This window comes from Streptomyces sp. NRRL F-2580 (assembly GCF_000720115.1).
Classification (GTDB): Bacteria; Actinomycetota; Actinomycetes; order Streptomycetales; family Streptomycetaceae; genus Streptomyces.
The window spans coordinates 18024-43614 of the sequence record NZ_JOIR01000015.1 but is presented as its reverse complement, the minus strand read 5'-3'; the positions used below and the strand labels follow the sequence as shown (position 1 = coordinate 43614).

The 25591-nt window shown below is 72.9% G+C and carries 18 protein-coding genes and 2 pseudogenes; 9 read left to right on the top strand and 11 right to left on the bottom strand.

Annotation, left to right across the window (positions count from 1 at the left end; translation table 11 throughout):
- Window positions 1-108: 108 nt before the first annotated feature.
- The 7 genes from IF88_RS0118770 to IF88_RS40515 all read right to left on the bottom strand — a co-directional run bounded on the left by IF88_RS0118770 (window position 109) and on the right by IF88_RS40515 (window position 9792).
- Window positions 109-2913, bottom strand: coding sequence for a SpoIIE family protein phosphatase (locus tag IF88_RS0118770; protein WP_030713182.1), 2805 nt, complete (start codon window positions 2911-2913; stop codon window positions 109-111).
- A gap of 109 nt (window positions 2914-3022) precedes the next feature.
- Window positions 3023-3994: a cyclase family protein gene (locus IF88_RS0118765; protein ID WP_030713177.1), complete on the bottom strand. Its 972-nt coding sequence runs from the start codon at window positions 3992-3994 to the stop codon at window positions 3023-3025.
- A 103-nt stretch (window positions 3995-4097) separates the two neighbouring features.
- Window positions 4098-4817 carry an LmeA family phospholipid-binding protein gene (locus tag IF88_RS0118760; RefSeq protein ID WP_030713174.1) on the bottom strand — a complete coding sequence of 240 codons (720 nt, stop codon included), beginning with the start codon at window positions 4815-4817 and terminating at the stop codon, window positions 4098-4100.
- On the bottom strand, window positions 4814-7069 hold the full coding sequence (locus IF88_RS0118755; RefSeq protein WP_078892980.1) for an MMPL family transporter: 2256 nt from the start codon (window positions 7067-7069) through the stop codon (window positions 4814-4816). Before IF88_RS0118755 ends, IF88_RS0118760 begins: the two co-directional genes overlap by 4 nt.
- A gap of 150 nt (window positions 7070-7219) precedes the next feature.
- Window positions 7220-8548 carry a HAMP domain-containing sensor histidine kinase gene (locus IF88_RS0118750; RefSeq protein WP_234323590.1) on the bottom strand — a complete coding sequence of 443 codons (1329 nt, stop codon included), beginning with the start codon at window positions 8546-8548 and terminating at the stop codon, window positions 7220-7222.
- Window positions 8549-8649: 101 nt separating this feature from the next.
- Window positions 8650-9342: a response regulator transcription factor gene (locus IF88_RS0118745; protein ID WP_030713165.1), complete on the bottom strand. Its 693-nt coding sequence runs from the start codon at window positions 9340-9342 to the stop codon at window positions 8650-8652.
- A gap of 111 nt (window positions 9343-9453) precedes the next feature.
- Window positions 9454-9792, bottom strand: a complete 339-nt coding sequence (locus tag IF88_RS40515) for a TetR family transcriptional regulator C-terminal domain-containing protein (protein ID WP_234323589.1) — start codon at window positions 9790-9792, stop codon at window positions 9454-9456.
- Here IF88_RS40515 and IF88_RS47895 point away from each other — a divergent pair.
- Window positions 9791-10012: pseudogene (locus IF88_RS47895) on the top strand (aldehyde dehydrogenase family protein); the annotation flags it as partial. The gene IF88_RS40515 and the pseudogene IF88_RS47895 overlap by 2 nt on opposite strands.
- Before the next feature lie 257 nt (window positions 10013-10269).
- Window positions 10270-11997: a DNA polymerase/3'-5' exonuclease PolX gene (gene polX / locus IF88_RS0118735; RefSeq protein ID WP_030713163.1), complete on the top strand. Its 1728-nt coding sequence runs from the start codon at window positions 10270-10272 to the stop codon at window positions 11995-11997.
- 53 nt (window positions 11998-12050) lie between these two features.
- Here polX and IF88_RS0118730 read toward each other — a convergent pair whose 3' ends face one another.
- Window positions 12051-12242, bottom strand: a complete 192-nt coding sequence (locus IF88_RS0118730; RefSeq protein WP_030713160.1) for a hypothetical protein — start codon at window positions 12240-12242, stop codon at window positions 12051-12053.
- A 1541-nt stretch (window positions 12243-13783) separates the two neighbouring features.
- Window positions 13784-14317 (bottom strand): chloramphenicol phosphotransferase CPT, encoded by a 534-nt coding sequence (gene cpt / locus IF88_RS0118720; RefSeq protein WP_030713152.1) that lies wholly within the window; start codon window positions 14315-14317, stop codon window positions 13784-13786.
- A 141-nt stretch (window positions 14318-14458) separates the two neighbouring features.
- Between cpt and IF88_RS40510 the strand changes: the two genes are divergently transcribed.
- Together IF88_RS40510 and IF88_RS0118710 are read left to right on the top strand one after the other, a co-directional pair.
- Window positions 14459-16762 (top strand): CHAT domain-containing protein, encoded by a 2304-nt coding sequence (locus tag IF88_RS40510; protein ID WP_037806305.1) that lies wholly within the window; start codon window positions 14459-14461, stop codon window positions 16760-16762.
- A 9-nt stretch (window positions 16763-16771) separates the two neighbouring features.
- Window positions 16772-18193, top strand: a complete 1422-nt coding sequence (locus tag IF88_RS0118710; RefSeq protein WP_234323588.1) for a lipase/acyltransferase domain-containing protein — start codon at window positions 16772-16774, stop codon at window positions 18191-18193.
- Between the two features lie 112 nt (window positions 18194-18305).
- Here the strand turns inward: IF88_RS0118710 and IF88_RS0118705 are convergent, their stop codons facing one another.
- Both IF88_RS0118705 and IF88_RS0118700 read right to left on the bottom strand, forming a co-directional pair.
- Window positions 18306-18869 carry an NUDIX hydrolase gene (locus tag IF88_RS0118705; protein WP_234323587.1) on the bottom strand — a complete coding sequence of 188 codons (564 nt, stop codon included), beginning with the start codon at window positions 18867-18869 and terminating at the stop codon, window positions 18306-18308.
- Window positions 18860-19783, bottom strand: coding sequence for an NUDIX hydrolase (locus tag IF88_RS0118700; protein WP_037806332.1), 924 nt, complete (start codon window positions 19781-19783; stop codon window positions 18860-18862). The genes IF88_RS0118705 and IF88_RS0118700 overlap by 10 nt, the downstream gene beginning before the upstream one ends.
- 205 nt (window positions 19784-19988) lie before the next feature.
- Here IF88_RS0118700 and IF88_RS0118695 point away from each other — a divergent pair, with 205 nt between their 5' ends.
- From IF88_RS0118695 to IF88_RS43675, 5 genes and pseudogenes are all read left to right on the top strand, one after another.
- Window positions 19989-21005 (top strand): hydroxyacid dehydrogenase, encoded by a 1017-nt coding sequence (locus tag IF88_RS0118695; RefSeq protein ID WP_234323586.1) that lies wholly within the window; start codon window positions 19989-19991, stop codon window positions 21003-21005.
- 129 nt (window positions 21006-21134) lie between these two features.
- The gene (locus IF88_RS0118690) at window positions 21135-22442 is read left to right on the top strand and encodes an ABC transporter substrate-binding protein (protein ID WP_030713145.1); all 1308 of its coding nucleotides are present in this window, start codon (window positions 21135-21137) and stop codon (window positions 22440-22442) included.
- An 88-nt stretch (window positions 22443-22530) separates the two neighbouring features.
- Complete coding sequence (locus IF88_RS0118685; protein ID WP_030713139.1) at window positions 22531-23481, top strand: carbohydrate ABC transporter permease; 951 nt, start codon at window positions 22531-22533, stop codon at window positions 23479-23481.
- The gene (locus IF88_RS0118680; RefSeq protein WP_030713135.1) at window positions 23478-24422 is read left to right on the top strand and encodes a carbohydrate ABC transporter permease; all 945 of its coding nucleotides are present in this window, start codon (window positions 23478-23480) and stop codon (window positions 24420-24422) included. Before IF88_RS0118685 ends, IF88_RS0118680 begins: the two co-directional genes overlap by 4 nt.
- A pseudogene (locus IF88_RS43675) lies at window positions 24423-25436 on the top strand (HAD family hydrolase); the annotation flags it as partial. It abuts the gene before it with no gap.
- Between the last annotated feature and the right edge of the window lie 155 nt (window positions 25437-25591).

Genomic DNA, 25591 nt, shown 5'->3' with positions numbered 1-25591 from the left:
GGGGGTCGGCCTCCGAGTTCTTCCCGACTGCATGGGGGATTCTATGCCGATCTTGCCGGTATGTCCGGCATTGAACCCATCAAGATGTGCCCGTCGTGGGCGATGCCGTCACGCCGCGGTCAGGGCGCACTCGGCCCAGATGACCTTGCCCTCGGTGGTGTAGCGGGTACCCCAGGCCTGGGAGAGCTGGGCGACGAGGAACAGCCCGCGGCCGCCCTCGTCGGTGCTGGCGGCGTGGCGCATGCGCGGGGCGGTGCTGCTCGCGTCGTACACCTCGCAGATCAGGGTGCGGTCGAGGATGAGGCGTACCCGGATGGGTGCGGTGCCGTAGCGGACGGCGTTGGTGACCAGCTCGCTGAGCAGCAGCTCCGTGGCGAACGCGGATTCCTCCAGCCCCCACCGGCACAGCTGGCTCACGGCGGCGGCGCGGACCTCGCCGACCAGGGCCGGGTCGGCGGCCAGGTCCCAGGAGGCGATCCGGTCGGGGGACACGGCGTTGGTGCGGGCGACGAGGAGGGCGATGTCGTCGCCGGGGTGCTCGGGCGCCACGGCGTCGAGCACCGCCTGGCAGGTCTCCTCGGGGGCGCGGTCCGGGTGGGCCAGCGCGCGGATGAGCTCGTCCAGGGCCACGTCGATGTGGCGGTGGCGGTCCTCGATGAGCCCGTCGGTGTAGAGGACGAGCTGGCTGTGTTCGGGGAGCCGCATCTCGACCGACTCGAAGGGCAGACCGCCGAGGCCGAGCGGGGGTCCTGCGGGCAGTTCGAGGAGCGTCACGGTGCCGTCCGGGTGGACCAGTGCGGGCGGCGGGTGGCCGGCCCGGGCCATGGTGCACCGCTGCGAGGTGGGGTCGTAGATCGCGTACAGGAAGGTGGCGCCGACGATGCCGCTGCCGAGGGCCGGGGTGTCCCCGCCTTCCTCGCGGTCGAGGCGCACCATCAGGTTGTCGAGGTGGGTGAGGAGTTCGTCGGGGGCGAGTTCCAGTTCGGCGAAGTTGCGGGCGGCGGTGCGCAGCCGGCCCATCGTGGCGGCGGCGTGCAGTCCGTGGCCGACGACGTCGCCGACGAGGAGGGCGACGCGGGTGCCGGACAGGGGGATGACGTCGAACCAGTCGCCGCCCACTCCGGACTCCGCGGGCAGGTAGCGGTGGGCGACCTCCACGGCGTCCTGGTCGGGGAGGCCGCGCGGGAGCAGGCTGCGCTGCAGGGCCAGGGCGAGGGTGTGTTCGCGGGTGTAGCGGCGGGCGTTGTCGATGCAGAGGGCGGCGCGGGCGGCGAGCTCCTTGGCCAGGGAACGGTCGTCGTCCCCGTAGGGGGCCGGGTCCTGCGAACGGTAGAAGCTCGCGATGCCCAGGAGGACGCCGCGGGCGAAGAGGGGGACGGTGATGAGGGAGTGGATGTTGTGCGCGAGGAGCAGCTCGGCGTGCTCGGGGTCCTGGGCGATCCAGCCGAAGGCGGCCTTCAGATCGGGTTCCAGCACGGGCTGACCGGTGATCAGGGAGCGCATGTGGGGCGTGGTCGGGCGCAGGCTGACCTGCTCGCCCACCGGGTAGAAGGGGCAGTCCTCGCGGATTCCGTGGACCACCGTTCGCCGCATCCCGGTGGTGGGGTGGGCGGACTCCTCGCCGCGCAGGACGGCCTCGGGCATGTCGATGGTGACGAAGTCGGCCAGCCGCGGGACGGCTATCTCGGCGAGCTCCCAGGCGGTGCGCTCCACGTCCAGGGTGGTGCCGATGCTGTTGCTGGCCTCGGCCAGCAGCTCCAGGCGGCGCCGGGCGGCGACGGCGTACTTGCCCACCTCGGGCTCGCCCACCAGCACCAGCCCGCGGACCGTGCCGCCCGCGGCGTCCGGGGAGCCGCCCGCGGCTGCTGTCCCGGTCGCGCCGGATGGGCCGGGTGTGCCGCCGGACGTGCCGGGCGCGCGGGCCGCCCTCGTCGGCGTACGGGGCGTGGCGCGGGACAGGGGGCCGGGCGGCGGACCGGTGGGGGCGGGGGCGTGCCGCTCGTCCTCGTCGGGGAGGAGCGCCTCGATCACGATGCCCTCCACCCCGGAGGGGCTCGTCACGGGGCGGCTGACGAGCGTGACCCACCGGTCGCGGGAGAGGGACACCTCGGCGGCCGCCCACTGGGCCGAGGACATCAGCTCGGTGGCCTTCTCCTTGAGCGTCATCTGATCGCTCTGCTCCAGCTCGCTCTGGAGCAGCTCGGACATGGCGAGCGCGTGTCCGTTGCCGCTGTGGTCCTCGGCTCCGGTCCGGCTCGCGGCCTCGAGGTAGGCGTGCAGCAGGCCGCGCTCCCGCGCCGAACTCTGCTCCATCAGCCGCCTTTCGATGGCCTCGGCCGCCTTGCGCACCACGGGGACCAGGGCCGGGTCCGCGTCGGTGTAGGGATAGCCGAGGCACAGGACGCCCTCGATGTGCCCGCTGAGCTGGTCGCGCAGCGGGATCGCCGTACAGGCGCTCGACTGGGACCGCTCGGCGAAGTGCTCGGCGCCGAAGACCTGGCAGAGCCGCCGTTCCGCGAGGGTGAGGCCGATGCCGTTCGTACCGGCGAACTGCTCGGCGAAGACGAAGCCCGGGACGGTCTGGATCGGGGGGAGGTGCTTGACCATGGACTTCTCGCCGAAACGGCGTTCGAGGACGGTGCCGTACCCGTCGGCGAGGCTGATGTTCATCTGGCTGCCCGCGAAGACCGACTCCAGTCGGTCCAGTACGGGCCGGGCGGCGCGGATGAGCCGGCCGTCCGGGTCGAAGTCCTGCGTGAACGGAAGCTCGGACTGGTCGGGCGCGATGCCCAGCAGCCGGCTGCGCTGCCACGAGTGCAGGATCGGCCCCCTCACGCTCCCCTCGATGGACTCGCCGTGCAGGAATCGGTCACGGGGACGCACCGGCCCGATGCGGTCTTCCACCACCCCCATCTGCACCACTTCCCTCGGCCCACGGTCCTCAGCCCTCGACCCTCGGCCCTCGGTGTCCATGTCGGAATGTCAGAATTGTCAGACTTGAGTATATTCCTCGGGCTCGCCCTCACAGGATCGCGACAGGATTGACGGGCGAACCCGTCCCGCCCGGCACGTTCAGCGGCGTCACGACGAGCATGAAGGCGTACCGGCCCGTTTCGGCGCAGGCGGCGGACAGCGGTTCCAGATCGAGGTTGTCCAGCAGCGGCACTCCCATCGCGGTGACGGCGAGCGTGTGCACGGGGGAGTGCAGCCCCTCGACGGGCGACGGGCGTACGTCGCTGTCCCCGTCGCCCCCGAGCAGCGCGATGGCGCGCTCGGCCAGCAGCGGCACGGCGTCCACGTGCCAGCCCGCGCTCGCTTCGCCGGGGTCCCAGGGGCCCGCTTCCCGCCGGCGGCGGAAGGCGCCGGAGCGCAGCAGCACCGCGTCGCCGTCCCCGATCGTCACACCGAGCGCCTCCTCGGCGGCGATGAGGTCCCGCGCGTGCACCGCCCGCCCGGGATCGAGCCACGCGGTCCCGAGGACGGCCGGCAGGTCGACCAGTACGCCCCTGGTGACCAGCGGGCCGAGCGCCGACACCGCGCCGAAGCGGGCGCCCGCGGCGTCGACGGACTCGCGTGCCGCACGGCCGTCGTACAGTTGCCCCCGGTAGGCGATGTGTGACAGTGCGTCGAGGTGGCTGACGCCCTTGCCGTGGTAGTCCACGGCCAGGAAGTCCTTGTAGACGGAGGGCTCCGGGGCCTCCACGTCGCCGAGGTCGGACATGTGGTGCAGGGCGGGCTTCGCGTTGTCCGGGCCCGGCCGGGTGTCCCAGGGCCGGGCCATCGGGACGACCGTCCCGGACCGGACCAGGGCGGCGGCCCGCCGCACGTGGTCCGCCGTCACCCTGTTCCAGGCGCCGCGGTCGGCCGCCGCCCACCGGCCCCACGTGCGGACCTCCTCGAAGAGCGCGTCGAACTCCCGGCGGGAGACGGCGGGCCCGTTGCCGGGAACGGCGGCCGGCCGGGAGCCGGGGGCGTCGGGGGGATCGTGGCTCATGCGCGCATCAGCGCTCCAGGGTCCGTAGGGCTGTCGCCCCAGGATTGCCTGCCGCCCCCGGTACGCGAGCGGACGCGCGGGCCGGCCCCCGATCCGGTCGGTGTCAGGCACCCACCAGGGGGGCCGGGCCGCCCGTCAGGCCTACGTGGAGGCCGTCGGCCCGGACGCGTACGGACGTGGCCTTGAGCCCGAGGGGGTACTCCTTCGGCGCACCCGCCTGCGGGCCGAGGGCGCCGTCGCCCACGCCGAGCCGGCTGGTGGGGACGGCGCGGCCGAACACGGTGAGCCCGTCCACGGCGAGGGTGACCTTGCCGTCCGCCAGCACGGGGCGCAGCGTCAGCTGTCCGGCGCCGCCCGGGCCGACGGCGGCGAGGACGGTCCCGCGCGCCGGATCGGTGGTGACCGCGGACACCTGTACGGCGGGCACGGCGGTCCGGATCGCGGTGGCGAGGGACTGCGTGGAGGCGGTCACCTCGGCGTGCGTGGCGCCGACGGAGCCGCCGTCGCCGAGGCGGACGTCGTCCAGCCGCGCGCGGACGCGGACCTGCGGGAGGCGCCCGACCCTGGCGTCGTCGCTGCTGATGTCGAGGCGGGGGATGCTCCCCCGCGCCAGGTCCCACAGGGCCCAGTCGTCGGCCACGCCGACCACCGCGTCCTCACCGAGGCCGGGCGCCGCCCTCGTGACGTGGTCGCGGATCACGGCGCGGGCGGTGAACTCGGCCGCGCCCGCGGCGACGGCGGCCGACAGGACCACCGCGGCGGTGACGGTGAGGACGAGGTGGCGGCGCAGGGCCGCGCGGGCCTTCCGCAGGCGCTGCTTCATCGCCGGTCTCCTCGATCGGTTGCCGCCGGGACCGCGGCCGTGGGCGTGGGGGCGGACGCGGGCGACGGGGCGGGCACGGCGGCAGGGCCTTCCGGGTCGAGATGCGGAAGGAGCCGGTCCAGCCAGCCGGGGAGCCACCAGTTCGCCCGCCCGAAGAGGTACATGGACGCCGGCACCAGGAGCAGACGGACCACCGTGGCATCGATGATCACGCTGACGCCCAGGCCGAGGGCGAGCATCTTGACCGCGACGTTCGTGGAGAGCAGGAAGGCGAGGAAGACGCTGGTCATGATCAGGGCCGCGCAGGTGATGACGCGGGCCGTTGCGGCGAGGCCGGTGGCGACGGCCAGGTGGTTGTCCTCCCGGTGCAGCCACGCCTCGCGGATCCGGGACAGCAGGAAGACCTCGTAGTCCATGGAGAGCCCGAAGACGATCGCGAACATCATCATCGGCACGTACGACTCGACGGGCACCTTCTCGGTGACGCCGAACAGCTCGCCGCCCCAGCCCCACTGGAAGACCGCGACGACCACCCCGTACGCGGCGGCGATGGAGAACAGGTTGAGCACGGCCGCCTTGAGCGCGATCAGCGGGCTGCGGAAGACGGTGAGCAGCAGCAGGAAGGCCGCGGCCACGACCACACCGATGGTCAGGGGCAGTTTGGCGGTGAGGGTGTCGGTGAAGGTCTGGGTGGCGGCGGCGGTGCCGGTCACGTAGCCCGTGGCACCCGTGCCCGACAGTGCCCGCGGGACCGTCTCGTCCTGCAAGGTGTGGATCAGGTCGGCGGTGGCCCCGTCCTGCGGTCCGGTGGCCGGGGTGACCGTGGTGACGAGCAGCACGTCGTCCGGGCTGGGCACCGGGGGCGTCACCGAGGCGACGCCCGGTACGGCGGCCAGTTCGCGCCGGAGCGAGGCGGCGAGGTCCTGGCGCCGGGCCCCGTCGGCGACCTGCCGGCTGTCGAGGTGGGCCACGACGGTGAGCGGGCCGTTGGCGCCGGGGCCGAAGCCCTCGGTGATCAGGTCGTAGGCCCGGCGGTCGGTCCTGCCGGTGGACTGCGCTCCGGCGTCCACGTGCCCGAGCCGCATGGAGGCGACCGGGACGGCCAGGACGCCGAGCACGAGCAGACCGCCGACCAGGAACAGCCAGGCGCGCCCGCTGACCCGGACCGCCCAGCGGTGCCAGACGTCCCCCTCGCCGGTGGGTTCGGCGACCGGCGTGCGCACGCGGAGGCGGTCGATGCGGCTGCCGAGCAGACCCAGCAGGGCCGGAGTCAGCGTCACGGTCGCGGCGGCCGCCACGACCACGCTGATCCCGGCCGCGACGCCCAGCGTGCCGATGAAGCCCACACCGGAGACGCAGAGTCCGCCCAGGGCCATGGCGACCGTGGCGGCGGCCACCAGCACCGCACGCCCGCTGGTGGCGACCGTACGCCCGACCGCCTCGACCGGCTCCGCGCCCGCCTGCAGCAGCGCCCGGTAGCGGGTGGCCAGGAACAGCGCGTAGTCGATGCCGACGCCGAGGCCCATCATCGCGGCCAGGGTCGGGGACGCCTGGGCGAAGTCGAAGGACCCGGCGAGCAGTCCGAGACCGGCCAGGCTGACGGCCAGGCCGAGCACGGCCGTCAGCAGCGGCAGACCGGTGGCGGCGACACTGCCGAAGCCGATCAGCAGCACGAGCACGGCGACGGCCAGACCGATGGCCTCCGAGGTGTGGTCGGCGGACTCGGGCGCGGCCAGCCGGCCGAGCGGGGCCCCGTACTCGACAGTGACGTGGTCCGAGCGCAGTGGTTCGACGGCGCTGTCGACCCCGCCGAGGTAGGAGGGGGCGAAGGTCGCCGGGTTGCCGTCGAAGCGCACGATGATCTGCGCGGTCCCGCCGTTCGCGGAGAGCGCCCCGGGCGTGGTGAGCGGGTCGGCCACCGACAGGACGTCCGGCAGCCGGCGCAGGCCGTCCACCGACGCTTCGATCGCGGCCCGGTGACCGGTGACCGAACCCTGGTCGGAGGTGATCACGATGGGGGCGGCCGTGCCGCCGGAGTCGGCGGTGTGGGCCTTGAGCAGGTCGGCGCCGGTCTGCGTGGAGGTACCCGGCAGGGAGAAGCTGTCCGCGAAGGAGCCGCCCCACGCACGGTTCGCCGGCCCGAGACCGACCAGCAGCACCACCCACAGGGCGACGACCCGCCAGGCGTGCCGGGCACACCGGCTTCCGATCCGATGGAGGAGACCCGGCCCCCCGGCCGATGGAGTGTTCATGGGGCCCCATGGTGCGCGGCGTCTGTAAGGGGGCCGTGGGCGCATTGTTCGGGGAATGTACGGGCACCGGTTCGGGGAATGTACGGACACCGGTTCCGGGAATGTACGGGCACCCGTGCGCGCCCGCCGGGGAAGAGGAGCCGCGCCCGCTCACGCCCTCCCGGGCGCCGGCGGAAGGGTGACGGTGAAGCAGGCGCCGCCCTCCGGCCCGTGCCCCTCGACGCGGATGGCGCCGCCGAGGCGGCCGGTCAGCCGGTGGGCGATGGCCAGCCCCAGGCCGGAGCCGACCGGGCGGCTGCCCCGGTAGCGTTCGTGCAGGGCGCCGTGGTCGAAGGCGATGCGCACGTCGTCGTCCGTGAGGCCCGGTCCGCCGTCGCGGACCTGCAGTTCGGCCCCGCCGTCCGGGGCGGCGCGCACGGCGAGGACCAGGGGTGCGCCCTCGGGCGTTACCCGCAGGGCGTTCTGCACCAGGCCGTCGATCAGCTGCCGGACCCGGAAGGCGTCCGTCTCGACGACCACGGGCCGCCCGGGCCGCTCCAGCCGGAGCCCGACGCCGTGGCGGGCACAGGGGCCGGTCCAGAAGGCGGCGGCCTCGGCGACGACCGCGCCCAGGTCGGCGGGGGCCCTGTCGATACGGAAGTCGTCCGCCTCCAGCCGGGCCAGGTCCAGCAGATCCCTCAGGAACCGGTCCAGGCGCCGGGTCTCGTCGGCCAGGACGCCGCCGACCTTGGGCACCCGCTCCGGCTCGATCAGCCCGTCGGCGAGCGCCTCGGCGTATCCCTGCAACGCCGTCAGCGGGGTCCGCAGGTCGTGGGAGACGGAGAGCAGGAACTCCCGCTGCCGGTTCTCGCTGTGGGCCAGCGCCTCGTCCAGGACGTTGAGGGCCCGCCCGATGTCCGCCGTCTCCCGGGGCCCGTCGACGGGGGCCGGTACGCCGCGTTCGTCGGCGGCCAGCCGGTGCGCGATCTGCGCGGCCCGCACCAGCGGACGGGCGATGCGCCGGGCCAGGAGAGCCCCGGCCAGCGCCGCGCCGAGCATGCCGACGATCAGCGGTACGACCACGTTGCGGCGGATCTGGTTCGTGTTCTCGGCGACCACCGCGTACGGCTCGGTCAGCACGACCGCGCCGCCGCGTACGCCGGGCCGCCCCACCAGCAGCACCTCCTCGCCGCCGAGGATGCCCGTGGTCGAGACCGGCTTCCCGGCCAGCAGCGCCGATTTCGACGCCCGGTCCACGGGGGTGGCGGTCCCGCTCACCGCGCCGTCCGGGGCGATGACCGCGAGCTGAACACCGTTCGGCCCCGCCAGGACCTGGGCGCCCGTGAAGAGCGCCTCGGACAAGGCCGGCAGGCGGCTGAGTACCGTCGCCTGACGTGCCAGCTGGTCGCGTTCGCGCTGCTCCGCGCCGTGCGCGGCGGTCTGCCAGGCGATCAGACCGGTGAGGGCCACGGCGAGCGCCGCCACCACGGTGCTCAGCACCACGATGTTGCGCGCGAGGGAGCCGCGGATACCGGAGCCGGGACGGGGGGCGGGGCCGGGACGGGGGCCGGGGCCCGGACGGGGGCCGGGGCCGGGGCGGTTCACGTACGGGGAGCGATCGCGCTGTACCCGACGCCCCGGACCGTACGGATCGGGCTCGCGTCGCCGAGCTTGGCGCGCAGCTGCGAGACGAAGACGTCGACCATCCGCGTGTCGCGGTAGCCCGGGTAGCCCCACACCTGGGCGAGCAGCTGCTCACGGGTGAAGACCTGCCCCACGTGCCGCAGCAGGTGCGCCAGCAGGTTGAACTCGGTGGCGGTGAGCTCCACCGGCTCGCCGCCGCGGCGCACGGTCCGGCTGACCGGGTCCACGCTGAGCCCGCCGAGGCTCTCGGCCGGCCGCACGGGCGGACCCGCCGCCCGGCGCAGTACGGTCTTGACCCGTGCGACCAGCTCGCGCGGCGAGAACGGCTTGGTCAGGTAGTCGTCCGCGCCCAGCTCCAGGCCGAGGATCCGGTCGGCCTCCTCACCGCGCGCGGTGACCAGCAGCACCGGCGTCCAGTCGCCCGCGTCACGCAGGGCCCGGCAGAAGGAGATGCCGTCCATGCCCGGCAGGCCGATGTCCAGCACGATGGCCACCGGACGCATCCGCCGCGCGGCCGCGAGCCCGGCGCTCCCGTCGGCCTCGACGTGGACACCGAAGCCCTCGCGCGACAGGTAGAGCCTCTGGACGTCGGAGATGTGGCGCTCGTCCTCGACGATCAGCACGAGGCCCTTGGACTCCGAACCCGTCATCACTGCCTCTCACGTGCGGAAACACCGTCGATGCTAACCCCGTCGACCCGGCGTTCCGGCGGGCGCGCCGCCGCCCGTACATTCCCCGAACATTCCGCCGGTCCGGCGCCGTCAGACCTCCGGGAACACCGGCGTGATCCCGAGGGCGGGCGCGATGGCCCGCCAGACCGTCGACTGGGCGGTGGCGAGGTCGACCCGGGGGTCGTCCAGCATCAGGCGGATGCCGAGGCCGTCGCACAGGGCCAGCACCAGCGTGCCGATCGCGGCGACGTCGCACTCGGTGAACTCGCCCGACACAATGCCCCGTTCCACGGTCCCGGCGACCCACGCGTGCAGCTGGTCGTACAGGTCGACGGCGAGGGTCCGGGCCGTGCCGTCGCGCCGCGCGCGCACCCACAGCTCCTGCCAGAGCTTCCAGTCCTGGCGGAGCTCCTCGTCCGTGGGCAGCATGCTGCGCACGATGCGGGCCAGACGACCGCGGCCGGGTCCGTACCGGTGTCGCTGCCGGTGTCCGTGCCGGTCCGGGCGAAGGAGTGCGTCATCGCCTCGGCGAAGAAGCGAGATCGTGCAGGAGGAGACCTTCGGCCCGGTGGTGACCGTCCAGCCCTTCGCCGACGAGACCGGAGCCCTGCACCTGGCCAACGCCGTCCGCTTCGGCCTGGCCGCGAGCGGGTGGACCACCGACTGCGACCGGGCGATGCGCGCCACCCGCGCCCTCCACGCCGGCCATCGCCTGGGTGAACACCCACGGCACCACCGTCTCCGAGATGCCCCACGGCGGGGTCGAGCACTCCGTCTACGCCCACGACCTCTCCCTGTCCGGCCTCCTGGACTACACCCAGGCCAAGCACGTCATGCTCTGGCCCCGTGCCGGGGTGGGGGCCGCCCGAGGTGGCCCGGGCGCGGTCCGCGGGGCACCCTGGTGGCATGGCCCGAGCCAACGACCAGGTCGAGGCTCTGCTCCAGGAGTATGCGGACCTCATCGCGATCCGGGGCGGGGAAGCCTTCAAGGCACGCGCCTACGAGAAGGCCGCCCGGGCCGTCGGGGGCCACCCGGAGGACGTGTCCACGCTCGACGCCAAGGGCCTGCGCGAGATCCCCCACGTCGGCAGATCGGTCGCCGACAAGATCATCGAGTACCTGCGGACCGGCCGCATGACCGTGGTCGACGAAGCCCGGGCGTCCGTGCCGCCCGGAGTGCGCGAGCTGGTCGCGATTCCGGGGCTCGGGCCCCGCAAGGCCATGGTGCTCTACGAGGAGCTGGGCATCAGCTCCGTGGACCAGCTGGTCGAGGCCATCGGCCAGGAACGGCTGCGCGACCTGAAGGGCTTCGGCGAGCGGACCGAGGACAACATCCTGCACGGCATCTCCGTACTGCAGAAGGCCGGCGAGGGGCGGATCCTCGTCAGCGCGGCCATGGACGTCGCCGAGCAGCTGGTCGCCGCACTCTCGGAGGTCCCCGGCTGCGTCCGGTGCACGTACGCGGGGTCCCTGCGCCGCATGAGGGAGACCATCGGCGACGTCGACATCCTGGTGGCGGCCCGGCGGGCGGCTCCGTTCATGGAGGCGCTCACCGCCCTCCCGCAGACGGCCGAGGTCATCGCGCACGGGCAGAAGAAGACCTCCGTACGCACCGTCACCGGCCTCCAGGTCGACCTGCGTGTCCTGCCCCCTGCCTCCTGGGGCGCGGGCCTCCAGTACTTCACCGGATCCAAGGCGCACAACATCCGCACCCGCGAACTCGCGGTGCGCCAGGGCCTCAAGCTCTCCGAGTACGGACTCTTCGACGCCGAGAGCGGCGAGAACCTCACCTCCGCGACCGAGGAGGCGGTCTACGTCAGGCTCGGACTACCCTGGATCCCCCCGACCCTGCGCGAGGACCGCGGCGAGATCGCGGCGGGGCTGCGCGGCGAACTCCCGGACCTCCTCACGGAGAAGGACATCCGCGGCGACCTGCACACCCACACCGACCTCACCGACGGCCTGGCCCCGCTGGAGGACATGGTCGCCGCCGCTGCCGCCCGCGGATACGCGTACTACGCGGTGACCGACCACGCCCCGAACCTCTTCATGCAGCGCATGACCAGCGAGAAGATCCTCGCCCAGCGCGAGCGCGTACGGGAACTGGACGGCGCCCACCACAAGATGCGGCTGCTGCACGGCACGGAGCTCAACATCGGCCCGGACGGCGCCCTGGACTGGCCCGACGAGTTCCTCGCGGAGTTCGACATCTGCGTGGCCTCCGTGCACTCCCACTTCAACCAGAGCAGGAGCGAACTCACCCGCCGCCTCATCCGCGCCTGCGAGAACCCGCACGTCGCCGTCATCGGCCACCCCACGACCCGCCGCATCGGCAAACGCCCGGGCATCGACGCCGACTTCGACGCGGTCTTCGAGGCCTGCGCGCGGGCGGGCACCGCCCTGGAGGTCAACGCACACCCCGAACGGCTCGACCTCTGCGACGAGGACGTCCTGCGCGCGAAGCGGTACGGCGTGAAGTTCGCAGTGAACTCCGACGCGCACGCCACCACGCATCTGCCGTACATGCGCTACGGGGTGGCGACCGCGCAGCGCGGCTGGCTGACCGCGGACGACGTCGTCAACACCTGGCCGCTCACCCGGCTGCGAAGGTTCCTGGCCAAGAAGGGCACCTGACGCAGGCCCCGGCAGCGTCGCTGACGCGGGGGACGGCGAGGCCGCCGGGGCGGTCAGCGCGCGAGGACGGCCCGGGCGAGGAAGTGCTCTGCCGCGTCGTCGTACGTCGTCAGCCGCCAGCCCGTGGCGTCGAGCATCGGCCGGAGGTTGGGCTCGGCGAGCGGGTCCTCCGGGCTGAGGGGCCGCCCGTCGATCGCGTGCTGGTGCAGGTCCGGCGCCTTCATCACGCGTGCCGCGTGGCCCACTTCGCGTAGGAGATCGTCGAAGTTCTGCTCCAGGAACCTGACGGCCGCGGCGGCCGAGGGGTTCCTGAGCGACAGCGTCGCCAGTCGGCCGAGCCGGGATCCGCGGTGCTGGGCCTTGGCCGCGGTCAGGTACAGGCGCTACTGCTCGTACAGGGCGTACTGGTTCGACGGAAGGGCCCCGGTCGGGCCACGCCTCGTACAGGGCGATGGCGACGGCCGCGAGCAGCGGTACGCGGACGAGGTCCCGCAGCCGGGCGAGGTCGACCTGGCGCAGGAACTCCGCCGCGAGGGTGCCGCCGTGCTCGTGCTGGCCGAACCAGCGCCCCGCCAGTTCACGGAGCTGGTCGTGGTCGAAGGGAGCCAGGGTGTGTGGGGTGAACCCGGCCATCTCCAGCAGCCTCCGCTCCGGCTCCTGCATGGGGCGGCTGGTGATGACGATCCGTACGCGCTCAGCGCTCTGGGCCGCCGTCTCCCTGGCCATGCGCGTGAGCCGGTGGACCAGGTTGGCCCGGGCGTTCGGATCGGGGAGCTCGTCCGGGCTGTCGACGAGCACCAGCCACCGGCCGGCCGCGGGCAGGAGGTCCGCGACGGTCTCGTGGAACCGGACGGGCTCCTCGCCGCCGTGGTCGTCCGACAGGGGGCGGGCCAGGGCGTCTTCGACGCCGTGCGGGTGGGCGGAGAGCGCCGAAGCGGTGGCCCAGAGGGGGATGACGGGCGGCCGGTCCGGGTGGGCCCGGCGCAGGAGCGCATCCGACACGTCCCCGGCCAGCCGGGCCAGCAGGGACGATTTGCCGCCGCCGGGGCCTGCTTCCAGGAGGAGGTGACCGACCGCATCGTCGGACAGGAGGGCGTCCAGGTGCCGGCCTCGGGGCGCCGACCGCGCGTCCCGGCGGTGTTGGTCGCCGCCGGTGTCGCCGTCGCCATCGCTGCCCGTGCCGATGTCGATGTGCTGCCGTACGTGGATCATCGACAGCGGCAGCAGGGAGCCCGACCCCTCGTGCAGGACGTAGGGCCAGTCTTCGCTCAGCGCGCTCTGCCGCTCCAGCAGGGCCCGCAGACGCGGCGGCAGCGTGGGCACGACGGTCTGATGCGGACGGCGTTCCGGTTGCGCGGCGTCCACGAGGTCGTTGACATACCGACGGGACGGGCGCTCGTGCGGGGGCACGCGGGCCCACTCGCTCCACAGGCAGACCAGGGCCCAGACGGCGTCGGCGTTCGCATGGATCGGGGCAACGGCCTTGGCCGGATCGTCGGGCAGCCAGCCGCTGAGGCGCCTGCTGTTCAGGTCCACGGGCTCGGGCCGCGCGCGCAGCGCCTTGGCCGTCTCGCGACGCGAGTACGGCAGGCCGTCGGCCCGACGCACCGCCCTGGGCCGCCGCTCCAGCGCGCTCAACTCGGCATGGAGCGTCGTGGCCTCCTCAGTCATCCGCCCCGCTCCGGTGCCCCTCGCGTGCCCGATGGTGCCCGCGGCGGTCACCACCGGGCAGTCGTTGACCTGTCATGGAGTCGGGCGGCGCGCGGGTCCGTAATCGCGGTGCCGGTCACGTGATTCGGGCGGCGATGGCCCGGGCGCAGTCCAGGGACTCCGTGTGCGTGGTGTCCACCTCCAGGTCGTACACCACGCCGTGGTGGACCCGCTCGGCCTGGGAGGCCGCCATCCCCAGGGCCCGGTCCCCGCGGGCGATCTCGCGAGCCGCGGCGACCGCGCTCTCGCACGTGACGCCGACCCACAGCACGTCCAGACCGTCGAGGGCCTTCCGCCACCGTTCCTGGGACGCCGCTCCGCCGAGGAAGACGTCGTCGACGATGACGGGGGCGCCCGCGCGGGCCATCGCGGCGACTCCCGCCATCCACGCCGCTTCGAGCCGCCGGAACTCCGATCCGATCTGCACGCCGCCGTCCGCGGCGAACTCGATTCCCGCGTCCGACGTCCGCAGGGAGGCGGGCATCGTCTCGACCAGCGAGTCGACGGCGGCTGCGAGCCACGGCTCGGGCAGGACCGCCTGCAGACACCGGAGGATCCCGGACTTGCCCGAGCTGGACCCGCCGTTCAACACGATCACCTGAGTCGTCACCAGGTCACGGTAGGGGCTGCCGCCGTCGCGCTCGAAGCGATTTTCGCCGCGCACCCGCCCCGGCTCCCCAGGTCCGGCCGCGGAAACAGTGGGATAATTCTGCTGGGGAGACCGGTGTCGCGCACTCGAAGGAGGAGCGTGGTGAGCAGCACCGCCGCCGCACGCATCGCTGACCTGCTGGAGGACGTACCGACCGCCTCCAATCCTCCCGGACGGCTACCCGCGCCGGCCCCGGCCACGGAGGAACCACCGGGCGCCGACGGTCCCGTCCTCGTCGTCACCGTGGTCTGGGGCGACCTCGCACAGGTCCCCGCCGATCTGCACGTCACCGGGCACTACCAGTCGGTAGCGCCCGCCGCGGCGGAACTCGCACTGGACCGCGCCATCTCCGTCGGCCCCCGCCGGACCATCACGGAGCACACCAAGCTCGGCTGGCTCGGCGCCCAGTTGGGCGAGGTCACGTACTTCCCCTGCAAGGGCGGAGGACCGGTACGGTCGGCGGCCGTCGTCGGCATGGGGCCGATGGGCACCCTCACCGAACGCCGCGCCCACCAGATGTACGCGTCGCTGCTGGGCGAGGCGGTCGCGCTCGGCCATGTCGGGACCATGGCGACCGTGCTCGTCGGCTCGGGCACCGGCAATCTGACCGTCAACCAGGCCGCCCGCGCCCTGGTCGGGGGCTTCGCCGGTGTCCTGGCGGCCACGGGCCCGGCGAAGCCGACTCCGACTCCGACTCTGACGCAGCCGACTCCGGCTCCGGCTCCGGCGGCGGCGAAACCGACTCCGGCGCAGCCGACATCGACTCCGACGCCGACGCAGCCGACCTCCGCGCCGGTGCCCGGCCTCACCGAGGTGTTCGTCGTGGAAGTCGACCGGCTGCGCGCGGAGCAGCTCCACCTCGCGCTGACCAGAGCCGCCGCGAAACTGCCCCGGTTGCGGATCGGCCCGGAGCTGCGCGAGGAGAGCGGCGGCCGGCTGTTCGCGCCCTCCGCGGCGGTGTACGCCCTGACGGCGCTGACCGCGCTCGCCCGGTCCGAGGAGTCCGCCGCCCACGACGGGGATCCGCACGGGACGGACCCGACGGACCGGGAGGAAGTCCTGCGCACGGTGCTGGCCGGCTTCGCCCCCGACATCCGGCGGGAGATCCGCGAACAGCTGGCCCACCTGGCCGAAGTGGAGCGCACCGACCTGTCCTTGACGGTCGGACGGGCCCTGGACGACCCGGAGGGATCAGGGTCCGGCTCCGGCTCCGTGCCCGTCCGGATGTCCGTCCAGTCGGGGGTCGGCGGCCTGCGCTGGGCGGCGCTGACCGGGCGGGCCACCGTACCGGAACGGCTCGTCCCCGTGGACATGGACCTGCTGCGCGAGCTCGTGGAGCGGCTGACGGAGCCGACCGTCGAGGACGCGAGCGAACTGCCGGACCTGCTCTCGCGGTTCGTGGTGCCTCCGGACTTCCAGCGGCTGGTCACCGACGACGCGACGGTGCTGCTGGAACTGGACCGCGACACGGCTTCCGTGCCCTGGGAGTTCCTGGCCGGGACCGAGCGGGCCGGCGGCGAGAAGCGCGACCCCCTGGCGATCCGCACCCAGCTGTCCCGGCAGCTGCGCACGCCCTACTCGCGGGTGATGGCCGAGGGGCTCTCGGACGGACCGCTGCGCGCCCTGGTGATCGGCGACCCGGGGGACCCGGAGAAGGGCTTCCAGCTGCCGGGAGCCCGCACCGAGGCCCTGGCCGTCGCCACCCGGCTCAAGAACCTGGGAGCGAAGGTCACCCTCTTCGTCGGCGCGGCGAACTCCACCCGGCAGCCGGGCATCGACCCCGCGAGGCGCCTGGACGTGCTGCGCGTCCTGCTGTGCGGGGGCAACCACATCGTCCACTACTGCGGCCACAGCGACTTCGACCCCACCGGTACGGGACGGCGCACCGGCTGGGTCTTCGCGGACGGCCTGCTGACCGCCCAGGAACTGGCCCTGCTCGAACGGCCGCCCCGGATCGTCGTCGCCAACGCCTGCTACACGGCCCGGCTCGGCAGCGCCACCGGTCCCGGCACGCGTGGCGCGCCGCCGGGCGTGGCGGACCAGAGCCCGTGGGGCAACCCGCAGGCCGCGCTGGTGCCGAGCCTCGCCGACGAGTTCCTGCGCATGGGGGTGGGGCACTACATCGGGGCGGCCTGGCGGATCCCCGACGACCAGGGGGTCTCCTTCGCCGAGGAGTTCTACACGCACCTGTTCACGGGCGGTTCCGGGGAGGCCCCGCCGACGGTGGGCGACGCCGTCCGGGCGGCCCGCAAGCGGCTCTACGACCAGCGGGCCGTGGGGCAGCGGCCGCCGGACACCGCCCCGAACGGGCAGCGATGGAGCGCCTGGGCCGCGTACCAGCACTACGGGGACGCGACCGACCCGTTCGTCCGCCCCGCCCCGTCCGACCGACCAGGGGGCAGCTAGGAGGTCCGCATGACCAGGATCCCGATGGCCGACGTCGTCGTACTGCTCCCCGGCATCACGGGGAGCGTGCTGAAGAGGAACGGCAAGGACGTGTGGGCGCCCTCGCCCTCGGCCGTACTGGGCGCGCTGGCGAGCCTGGGCGGCTCACTCGACTCCCTCGAACTGGGCGAGGACGACTGGCGCGTGGACGATCTCGGCGACGGAGTCGTCGCCGACCGGCTGGTGCCCGATCTCCACACCCTGCCCGGCCTGTGGAAGATCGACGGCTACACGGCGATCGAGAGCTTCCTGCTGGCGCAGTTCGACCTCAAGCGGGGCGAGAACTACTTCCCCTTCCCGTACGACTGGCGGCGCGACAACCGCGCCGCCGCCCGCAAGCTCGCCGAGCAGAGCGCCGGCTGGCTGCGGAACTGGCGCGCGTCCAGCGGCAACGAGGCGGCCCAACTCGTCCTGATCGGGCACTCGATGGGCGGACTCGTCTCGCGCTACTACGTCGAGGTGCTGGACGGCTGGAAGGACACCCGGGCCATCGTGACCTTCGGAACCCCCTACTACGGCTCGCTCAACGCCGTCGAGTTCCTCTGCAACGGTTTCAGCAAACGGATCGGCCCCTTCGAGCACGACCTCACACGGCTCCTGCGCTCCCTCACCGGCCTGCACCAGCTCGTGCCCGTCTACAAGTGCGTGTACGGCGCGAACGGCCAGGACGCCGTCGTCCCGGCGGAGGCCGGGCTGCCCGGCTGGCAGCCGCAGTGGAGCAGCCATGTCACCGAATTCTTCAAGGAGATGCAGGACGCCGCGACCGCCAACCGGCGGAACCCCGCCTGGGAGTCGAACCAGGTGGTCTACCACCCGATCGTCGGCATGGACCAGCCCACCAGGCAGTCCGCACAGATCGTCGACCACAGGGTGGAGACCCTGCTGGCCCGCGGAGACCTTGACGAGGGCGGTGACGGGACCGTGCCCAAGCTCTCCGCCGCGCTGTCCGGTACGGAGGGCGCCCGCACCTTCGTCCCGCAGAAGCACGGCAGCCTGCAGAACCAGGACGCGATGCTCGACCACGTCAAGGGCATCCTCCAGTCCCTGCACGACGTGCGCATCGACGACCTGCGCGCCGCCGTGACCTCCTGGTTCAGCTACCTCGGCGACGACCTCTACCTCGCCGACGAGCCCGTCGTCTGCGAGATCGGAGCCAACAGCGCCCTCGGCGAGAGCGAACTGCCCGAGGTCCCGGCCCGCCTGTCGGTGACCCCGCGGTCCACGGGCCGGACGGTGGTCGACCGCCCGATCACCGTGCCCCGGGAGCGGCAGCGCTTCGACATCGGCGTACTGCCTCCCGGTACGTACGACCTGCTGGTCAGCGCCGGCGCCGACACGGCCCCACTGTCCGACGTCTTCCTCGTGGCCGACCCGGACACCCCGGCCGGCTAGCGGCCGGCGCACGATTCAACGTGGGGAGTCCGTGACGCCCGCGCCCGGGTGCGCGAGGCCGTCCGGGTTTCCCCGTCCCAGCGACAGGTCCCCGCCGACTTGCGGTGACGGCTCAGGACCCCCCTGGGCCCACCCCGTCCAGGAGCCGGGTGCGCCGTGGGCCGTCGGGGCGGTAGGGGATCGGGTCGCCGAGGTGTTGGAAGTGGACGGCCGCCGGCCGCCTTGCCGCGTACGCGTCGAGTCCGGCCCGGCAGTACGCGATGATCGGCTCCGGCAGGGCGTCGAGCCGGTACCAGCCCATCGCGTCGCACACCTCCGGCTCCCGCACCCCCGGCGCGCCCGTCCAGCGCCTGACCTCGAAGAACAGGCCGAGCCGGGCGTGGCCGCGGGGGCCGCGGTGATGGACGGTCACCGCCGAGGCCACGTCCCCGAGGGCGATGAGGACGCCCGTCTCCTCCCGGGCTTCGCGGACCACGGCCTGGACCACGTCCTCGTGCGGGCCGTCGAGGTGCCCGGAGGGCAGGTGCCACATGCCGGCCGCGTAGACCGGGCCCGCCCGTCGGGACAGCAGGACCTCAGGCCCCCGCTCGCCGTCGCGGCGCAGGATCAGGTGGACATCCACCGGGAGGGTGTACCGGCCCACCGCTCCCGGGTGGTCGCCGGCGGTCACAGCCACCCCATCTCGGTGTAGAGCCGCCCCGCCCGGATGCCCTCGACCGCCGCCCGGGCGTACGGCACGATCGGCTCCGGCAGCGCGTCGGTCGGCCACCAGCCCCAGCTGACGCACTTCTCCGGCTCGCGGACCTCCACCGTCCCCTCCCACCGGTGCGCGCGGAAGACCAGTTGCAGGCGCGGCCGCGAGCCCGGGAGGTCGACCAGGTGCACGACGTGCGTGAGCTCGATGTCCTCGGCCCGCAGCACCAGGCCGGCTTCCTCCCGCGCCTCGCGGATCAGGCAGGCGACCGCGGACTCCTGCTCGCAGTGGCCGGCGAGGAAGTGGTGGTGCGAAGCGCCGAACGCCGAGTCGGGGTGGCGCAGTCCGAGCAGGATCCGGCCGTCCCGCTCCAGGTAGAGGTGGACCCCGACGATGGTGAGGAGGGCCCCGCCGCCCGGTTGACCGGCGGGCACCTCCGCCGACGTACGCAGGCGCGGGCCCGGTTCCGTCCCGTCCACCAGCGCCCGGTGCTGGTCGATGACCTGCTGCGTCCACGGGCACATCGTCAGGTGCGCGGTCGTACGGGCGTCGAACCAGCGCAGCATGATCCCTTCGCTGAGCGGCAGGGCGTCGGCATCGCCGTCCCAGGCGCCGAGGTAGACCTGGATCCGGCCTTCGGCGGCGCCGGGTCCGTGACAGTCGACGACCGTGAACGGTTCCAGCGGGACCGTCAGGCCGGTCTCCTCCTTCAGCTCCCGCGCGATCGCCTCCCGCGAGGTCTCGTTCCCCTCGCGGCCGCCGCCCGGGATGCTCCACGTCCCCGGGTCGCAGATGTGGGGCTTGTTCGCGTCGCGCAGGTGGAGCAGGTACTCGCCGCGCGGATTGACCAACAAGGCGGCCGTACCGTGTGGTTCGCCGGAAGGGGTGGACGACATGGCGGTCTCCTCCTCGTGCCTCGGATCCGGGCCCGTCACGGGCGACATCCTGCCCCGCTGCCCCACGGCGAATGCGCGGCGATCGGGTACGTCGATTTTTGGCGATCGTTGTGAGCGTATGGAGCTATTCGATTGATAGATCTTGACGCTCGGAATCTGGATTCATAGAGTCGGCGCGGCCTCACTCAGCCGCAAGGAGTCCCAGATGCCTGTTCGCCGCCCACGGACCCTGCTCGCGATGGCCCCCGAGCTCCGGCCCCGCCTGCTGGACGACGCCGCCGCCCGACGGCTCGGCGAAGTGGCCGACCTCGACCCGGATCTCATCGCCGACGACTTCGGAAAACCCGAGGCCGCGCGGGCACTGGCGGAGGCGGAGGTCCTGCTCACCTTCTGGGGCGCTCCCGCCGTCGACGCCGGGGCGCTGGCGGCCGCACCCCGCCTCAAAGCCGTCGTGCACGCGGCCGGCTCCGTCAAACAGCTGGTCACCGATGCCTGCTGGAACCGGGGCGTCGTCGTCTCCTCCGCCGCCCTGGCCAACTCCCTTCCGGTGGCCGAGTACACCGTCGCCATGGTCCTCCTCTCCAACAAACGCGTGCTCCAGCTGCGCGAGGACTACCGCCGCGTCCGCGACACCCATCACGACTGGCACCTGCGCTACGGCGACGTGGGCAACTACCGCCGGACCGTCGGCATCGTCGGCGCCTCCCGGACCGGCCGCCGGGTGATCGAGCTCCTGCGCCCGTACGATCTGGAACTCGTCGTCCACGACCCTTATCTGAGTGATCATCAGGCGAGGGAGATCGGTGCCCGCCGCGTCGGGCTCGACGAACTCTGCCGGATCTGCGACGTGGTCAGCCTGCACGCGCCCGCCCTGCCGGAGACGCGGTCGATGATCGACCGCCGGCGGCTGGCGCTGATGCGCGACGGCGCCACGCTCATCAACACGGCTCGCGGCTCCCTGGTCGACGGGCCCGCTTTCACCGACGAGTTGACCTCCGGCCGGCTCCACGGGGTCGTCGACGTCACCGAGCCGGAGGTCCTGCCGGCCGACTCCCCGCTGTACGACCTGCCGAACGTACTGCTCACCCCGCACATCGCGGGTTCCCTCGGCAACGAACTGCACAGGATGGCGGATTCCGCCATCGACGAGTTCGCCCGCTACGCCGCCGGGCTGCCGTTCGCGCACCCGGTCCACCGCGCGGACCTCCACCGGACCGCCTGACCGGCAGCGGCTGCCGTTGCGGATACGCCGAACTGATCGTATTGATCAATAGTTCAGATGGTCTTGACGTTCAAGACGCCTGAGCGAATGATTCACCCCGTTCAGCCCACTCGCCAAGGAGCAGTTGACATGAAGGTTCAGTCCTTGCGTGCCTACGGCGCGGTGGCCGCAGCGGTGTCCCTCGCCCTGCTGACCACCGCCTGCGGTGCCGGTTCCACCAACTCGCCTGCCGCCGCGGACGACGGAAAGCCCGTCACCCTCACGTACTGGACCTGGACCGGCGGCGCCGAGGCCGCGGCCGCCGCGTTCAACAAGACGCACACCGACGTCCAGGTGCGGTTCTCCCAGATACCCGGCGGCGCCGACGGCTACAGCAAGATCAGCAACGCGATCAAGGCGGGCGACGCGCCGGACGTGGCGACCATCGAGTACAGCATGGTCCCCGAGTTCGCGAGCCAGGGCTACCTGGAGGACCTCACCGCCTCGTCCGGGGAACTCGTCGAGAAGAGCTTCCCGGCGGGAGTCCAGAACCTGGTGACCTTCGGCGGCAAGACCTGGTCGGTCCCCTTCGACGCCACCCCGCAGGTCTACTTCTACCGCAAGGACCTCTTCGAGAAGTACGGCGTGACCGTGCCGAAGACCTGGGACGAATACCGCGCCGCCGCCGAGCGGATCAAGGCCGCCGACCCCGAGGCGCGCATGGGCTCCTTCCCCACGGACGCCCCGCTGCAGGCGGCCCTGTCCTGGCAGGCCGGCGCGAAGTGGTTCCAGATCGCCGACGGCGCCTGGAAGCCCGAGATCAACGACGCGCCTTCGCAGAAGGTCGCCGCGTTCTGGCAGGGCATGCTCGACGACGACCTGGTCTTCAACTACGGCGCCGGCACCCCCGAGGAGAACAAGTCCAAGGCCGACGGCACGACCGTCAGCGTCCTGGGCGCCGCGTGGAGCGCGGGCGGCATGGTCTCCACCATGCCCGACCTCAAGGAGAAGTGGGGCGTCGCTCCCATCCCCCACTGGGGCGGCACCCCGGCCAGCGGCATGTACGGCGGCACGAGCTTCGCCGTGACCAAGGGCAGCAAGCACGCCAAGGCCGCCGCCGAGTTCATCAAGTGGGTGACCACGGACCCGGCCTCGATGGAAGCCCGGATCAGCGCGCTGAAGAACCCGAGCAGCGCCCTGCCCGCGAACCCGGCCATGGCGGCGGTGGCCGCGAAGGCCTTCGACACCTCCTACTTCGGCGGCCAGGACCTCTACGGGCTGACCGGTCAGCAGGTCGGCACGATCGTCCCCGGGTGGACCTGGGGCCCGGTCTGGGGCGAGGTCAACGCCGACTTCAAGGACGAGGCGGCCAAGCACGGCCTGGCCGGCGGACTGGCAAAGGCCCAGGAATCGGCCCGTACGGCGATCGAGAGCCGCGGTCTCAAGCTCGCCAAGTGAACCGGCCGGGGGCGCCCCGCCCGATCCGCCGCCCACCCCCTCCCAGGCCCCGAACTCCGCGCCACCGCACCCCGCCAAGGAGCCTCCCGTGGCAGCACCCCCCAGTACCCCGCCGCGTACGCCGCCACCCCTGCGCGTACGCCCCGCGCGCCCGCTCCGCCGCGGCCGACGCGGCGCCGCCGCCCTCTTCCTCACCCCCTTCTTCGCGCTCTTCACCGTCGTCACGCTGGCACCGGTCGGGTACGCGGGATGGATGAGCCTGTACCGGGAGCAGTCCTCGGGGCTCGGGTTCGGCGGCGTCGAGCGGACCTTCTCCGGCGTGGCGAACTACTCGGGGGTGCTGGCCGATCCGGCGTTCCGCACGTCCTTCCTGAACGTCGCCGCGTACTGCGTGGCCTACATCCCGGTGATGATCGGCGGCGCCCTGGCCCTGGCCCTCCTCGTCGACTCCGCCTACGCCCGGGCCAAGCGCTTCTTCCAACTCGCCCTTTTCCTGCCGCACGCCGTGCCGGGACTGATCGCCGCGATCATCTGGATCTACCTCTACACCCCCGGACTCAGCCCGGTGATCGAGTGGATCGACGGCGCGGGCGGCAGCTGGAACTTCTTCTCACCGGGCAACTCCCTCTCGTCGGTGGTCAACATCGCCGTCTGGCAGTGGGCCGGCTACAACATGGTGATCTTCTTCGCCGCGCTCCAGGCCGTGCCCCGCGAGGTCATCGAGGCCGCCACGGTCGACGGTGCCGGCGCCTGGCGCATCGCCCTGCGCATCAAGGTCCCGATCATCCGCTCCTCGGTGGTCATGACCGTCTTGTTCACCTGTGTCGGAGCGGTCCAGCTCTTCACCGAGCCCAAGCTGCTCTCCGACAAGGCGCAGGCCCTCGGCAACGACTGGTCGCCCACCATGTACATCGTCAGCAAGGCGTTCATCGACCAGGACTACGCGAGCGCGGCCGCCGCGTCGCTGCTGCTGGCCCTGGTGGCCGGAGCGCTGTCCTACGCGGTGACCCGGATCGGGAAGCGGTGGCAGGAAGCATGACCACGGAGACCGTCCACCCCCGCGCCGCCGCCGAGCGCGGCGCCCCGCCGCCCGACCGCCCCACCCCCACGCGCCGGCGCCCCCGCCGGTCCGGGCCCGGCGCCCCCCGCGCCTGGGCCTCCAAGGCCGCCGTCAACACGGTGCTGATCATGCTGACGCTCTACACGCTGATGCCGATCACCTGGCTGCTGATCGCCGCCACCAAGAACCGCCGTGACCTCTTCGCCACCAGCGGCTTCGCCTTCGGGGAGTTCAACCTCCTCTCCAACATCCACGACGTCTTCACCCACAACGACGGCATCTACGGACGCTGGCTGCTCAACACCGTCCTGTACGCCGTCGTCGGCTCCGCCCTCTCCTCCCTCATATCGGTCGCGGCGGGGTACGCCTTCGACAAGTACGCCTTCGCCGGCAAGGAGAAGCTCTTCGGCGTCGTCCTCGCGGGCGTGCTCGTACCGGGAGCGGTCCTGACCCTCCCCACGTACCTGCTGGCCTCCGAGGCCGGGCTCACCAACACCTACTGGGCCCTGCTGATCCCCTCCCTGGTCAACCCGTTCGGCGTCTACCTCGCCCGGGTCTTCTCCGAGGGCTACGTCCCCTACGAGGTCATCGAGGCGGCCAGGGTCGACGGCGCGGGCGAGGTGCGGACCTTCCGCACGATCGCACTGCCGATGCTCGCCCCGGGGTTCACGACGCTCTTCCTCTTCTCCTTCACCGCGAGCTGGAACAACTTCTACGGCGCCCTCGTGATGCTGAACGACAAGGACCTGTACCCCGTCAGCCTCGGCCTCCACATGTGGAACATCTCGACGACGGAGAGCCCGGAGATGTACTCGCTGGCGATCACCGGCTCGCTCATCGCCGTGGTCCCGCTGGTGATCGCCTTCCTCTGCCTCCAGCGCTTCTGGCGCTCCGGAATGACGACGGGTGCGGTGAAGTAGGTGCCAGGACCCAGCCCCCGCCGCCGCGTCCTGGTCGTCGGCATCGACGGCGTACACCTCGACCTGCTCCAGATCACCGCCGAGGCCGTCCACGTACTGGAGACCGACGACCCGGAGGCCTCCTTCGTCTACCTCGGCGCGGTGGACGAGACCGGCCACCTGCGCGGCTGCGGCCCCGAGTACCTACGGGCCGTCGAGCGGGCGGACGAACGCCTCGGGCGGCTGCTCGCCGCGGTCCGCGCCAGGCCCTCGTACGCGCGGGAGACCTGGACGGTGATCGTGGTCACCGACCACGGCCACCGGGACGCCGGCGGGCACGGCGGCCGCTCCCGCGAGGAGCGGACGGCCTGGGTCGCCTGCTGCGGCCCGGACGTCACCGCCGGAGCACCCGTCCGCCGGCTGCGCCTGGCGGACGTCGCCGCCCATGTGTACGCCGCCCTCGGCCGCACTCCCGACTCGCACTGGACCCTCGACGGCCGTCCCTTCACCACCACCCCCGTCGATGCCTTCGCCCGCCCCGGCGAAGGCCTGCGGGCGGTGCTCTTCGACATGGACGGAACGCTCGTCGACACCGAGCCGCTGTGGTGGCAGGCGGCCGAAGCCGTGGCCCGGGCCCTGGGGCACACGCTCACCGCGGCCGACGAGCCGGCCGTGCTGGGGCGTTCGGTTCTGGACACGGCCGGCCACCTCCACGCCGTCACCGCCGGCCGCGGCACCGTGGAGGAGATCGGGCGGGTCCTCCTCGCGGGTTTCCACGAGCGGGTCTCCCGCGGACCCCGGCCCATGGCGGGCGCGCTGGAACTCCTCGACGCGCTCGCCGCCGACGGCATCCCGCTCGGCCTCGTCTCCGCCTCCCACCGGTCGGTCGTCGACGTGGTCGTGTCGGCGCTCGGCCCGCACCGCTTCGCCGTCACCGTGGCGGACGGCGAGACCCCGCGGTCCAAGCCGCACCCCGACCCGTACCTCGCCGCCGCCCGGGCCCTCGGCGTCGACCCCCGGTCCTGCGTCGCCGTGAAGGACAGCCCCACCGGGCTGGCGTCCGCCGAGGCCGCGGGCTGCTCCGTCCTCGTCGTCCCCTCAGCGCTGCCGATCCCGGCGGCCGACGGGCGCCTGGTCCTGGACCGGCTGACCGAGGCGGACCCCGGTTGCTCCGCTCCCTCGTGCGCTGA

Bases quoted from the DNA above. Each gene is read 5' to 3' on its own strand.
- IF88_RS0118755 (WP_078892980.1), bottom strand. From the start codon at position 7,069: ATGAACACTCCATCGGCCGGGGGGCCGGGTCTCCTCCATCGGATCGGA.
- IF88_RS0118765 (WP_030713177.1), bottom strand. From the start codon at position 3,994: ATGAGCCACGATCCCCCCGACGCCCCCGGCTCCCGGCCGGCCGCCGTT.
- IF88_RS40515 (WP_234323589.1), bottom strand. From the start codon at position 9,792: ATGCTGCCCACGGACGAGGAGCTCCGCCAGGACTGGAAGCTCTGGCAG.
- IF88_RS0118745 (WP_030713165.1), bottom strand. From the start codon at position 9,342: ATGACGGGTTCGGAGTCCAAGGGCCTCGTGCTGATCGTCGAGGACGAG.
- IF88_RS0118760 (WP_030713174.1), bottom strand. From the start codon at position 4,817: ATGAAGCAGCGCCTGCGGAAGGCCCGCGCGGCCCTGCGCCGCCACCTC.
- IF88_RS0118700 (WP_037806332.1), bottom strand. From the start codon at position 19,783: ATGTCGTCCACCCCTTCCGGCGAACCACACGGTACGGCCGCCTTGTTG.
- polX (WP_030713163.1), top strand. From the start codon at position 10,270: ATGGCCCGAGCCAACGACCAGGTCGAGGCTCTGCTCCAGGAGTATGCG.
- IF88_RS0118690 (WP_030713145.1), top strand. From the start codon at position 21,135: ATGAAGGTTCAGTCCTTGCGTGCCTACGGCGCGGTGGCCGCAGCGGTG.
- IF88_RS0118695 (WP_234323586.1), top strand. From the start codon at position 19,989: ATGCCTGTTCGCCGCCCACGGACCCTGCTCGCGATGGCCCCCGAGCTC.
- IF88_RS0118680 (WP_030713135.1), top strand. From the start codon at position 23,478: ATGACCACGGAGACCGTCCACCCCCGCGCCGCCGCCGAGCGCGGCGCC.
- IF88_RS0118710 (WP_234323588.1), top strand. From the start codon at position 16,772: ATGACCAGGATCCCGATGGCCGACGTCGTCGTACTGCTCCCCGGCATC.
- IF88_RS0118770 (WP_030713182.1), bottom strand. From the start codon at position 2,913: ATGGGGGTGGTGGAAGACCGCATCGGGCCGGTGCGTCCCCGTGACCGA.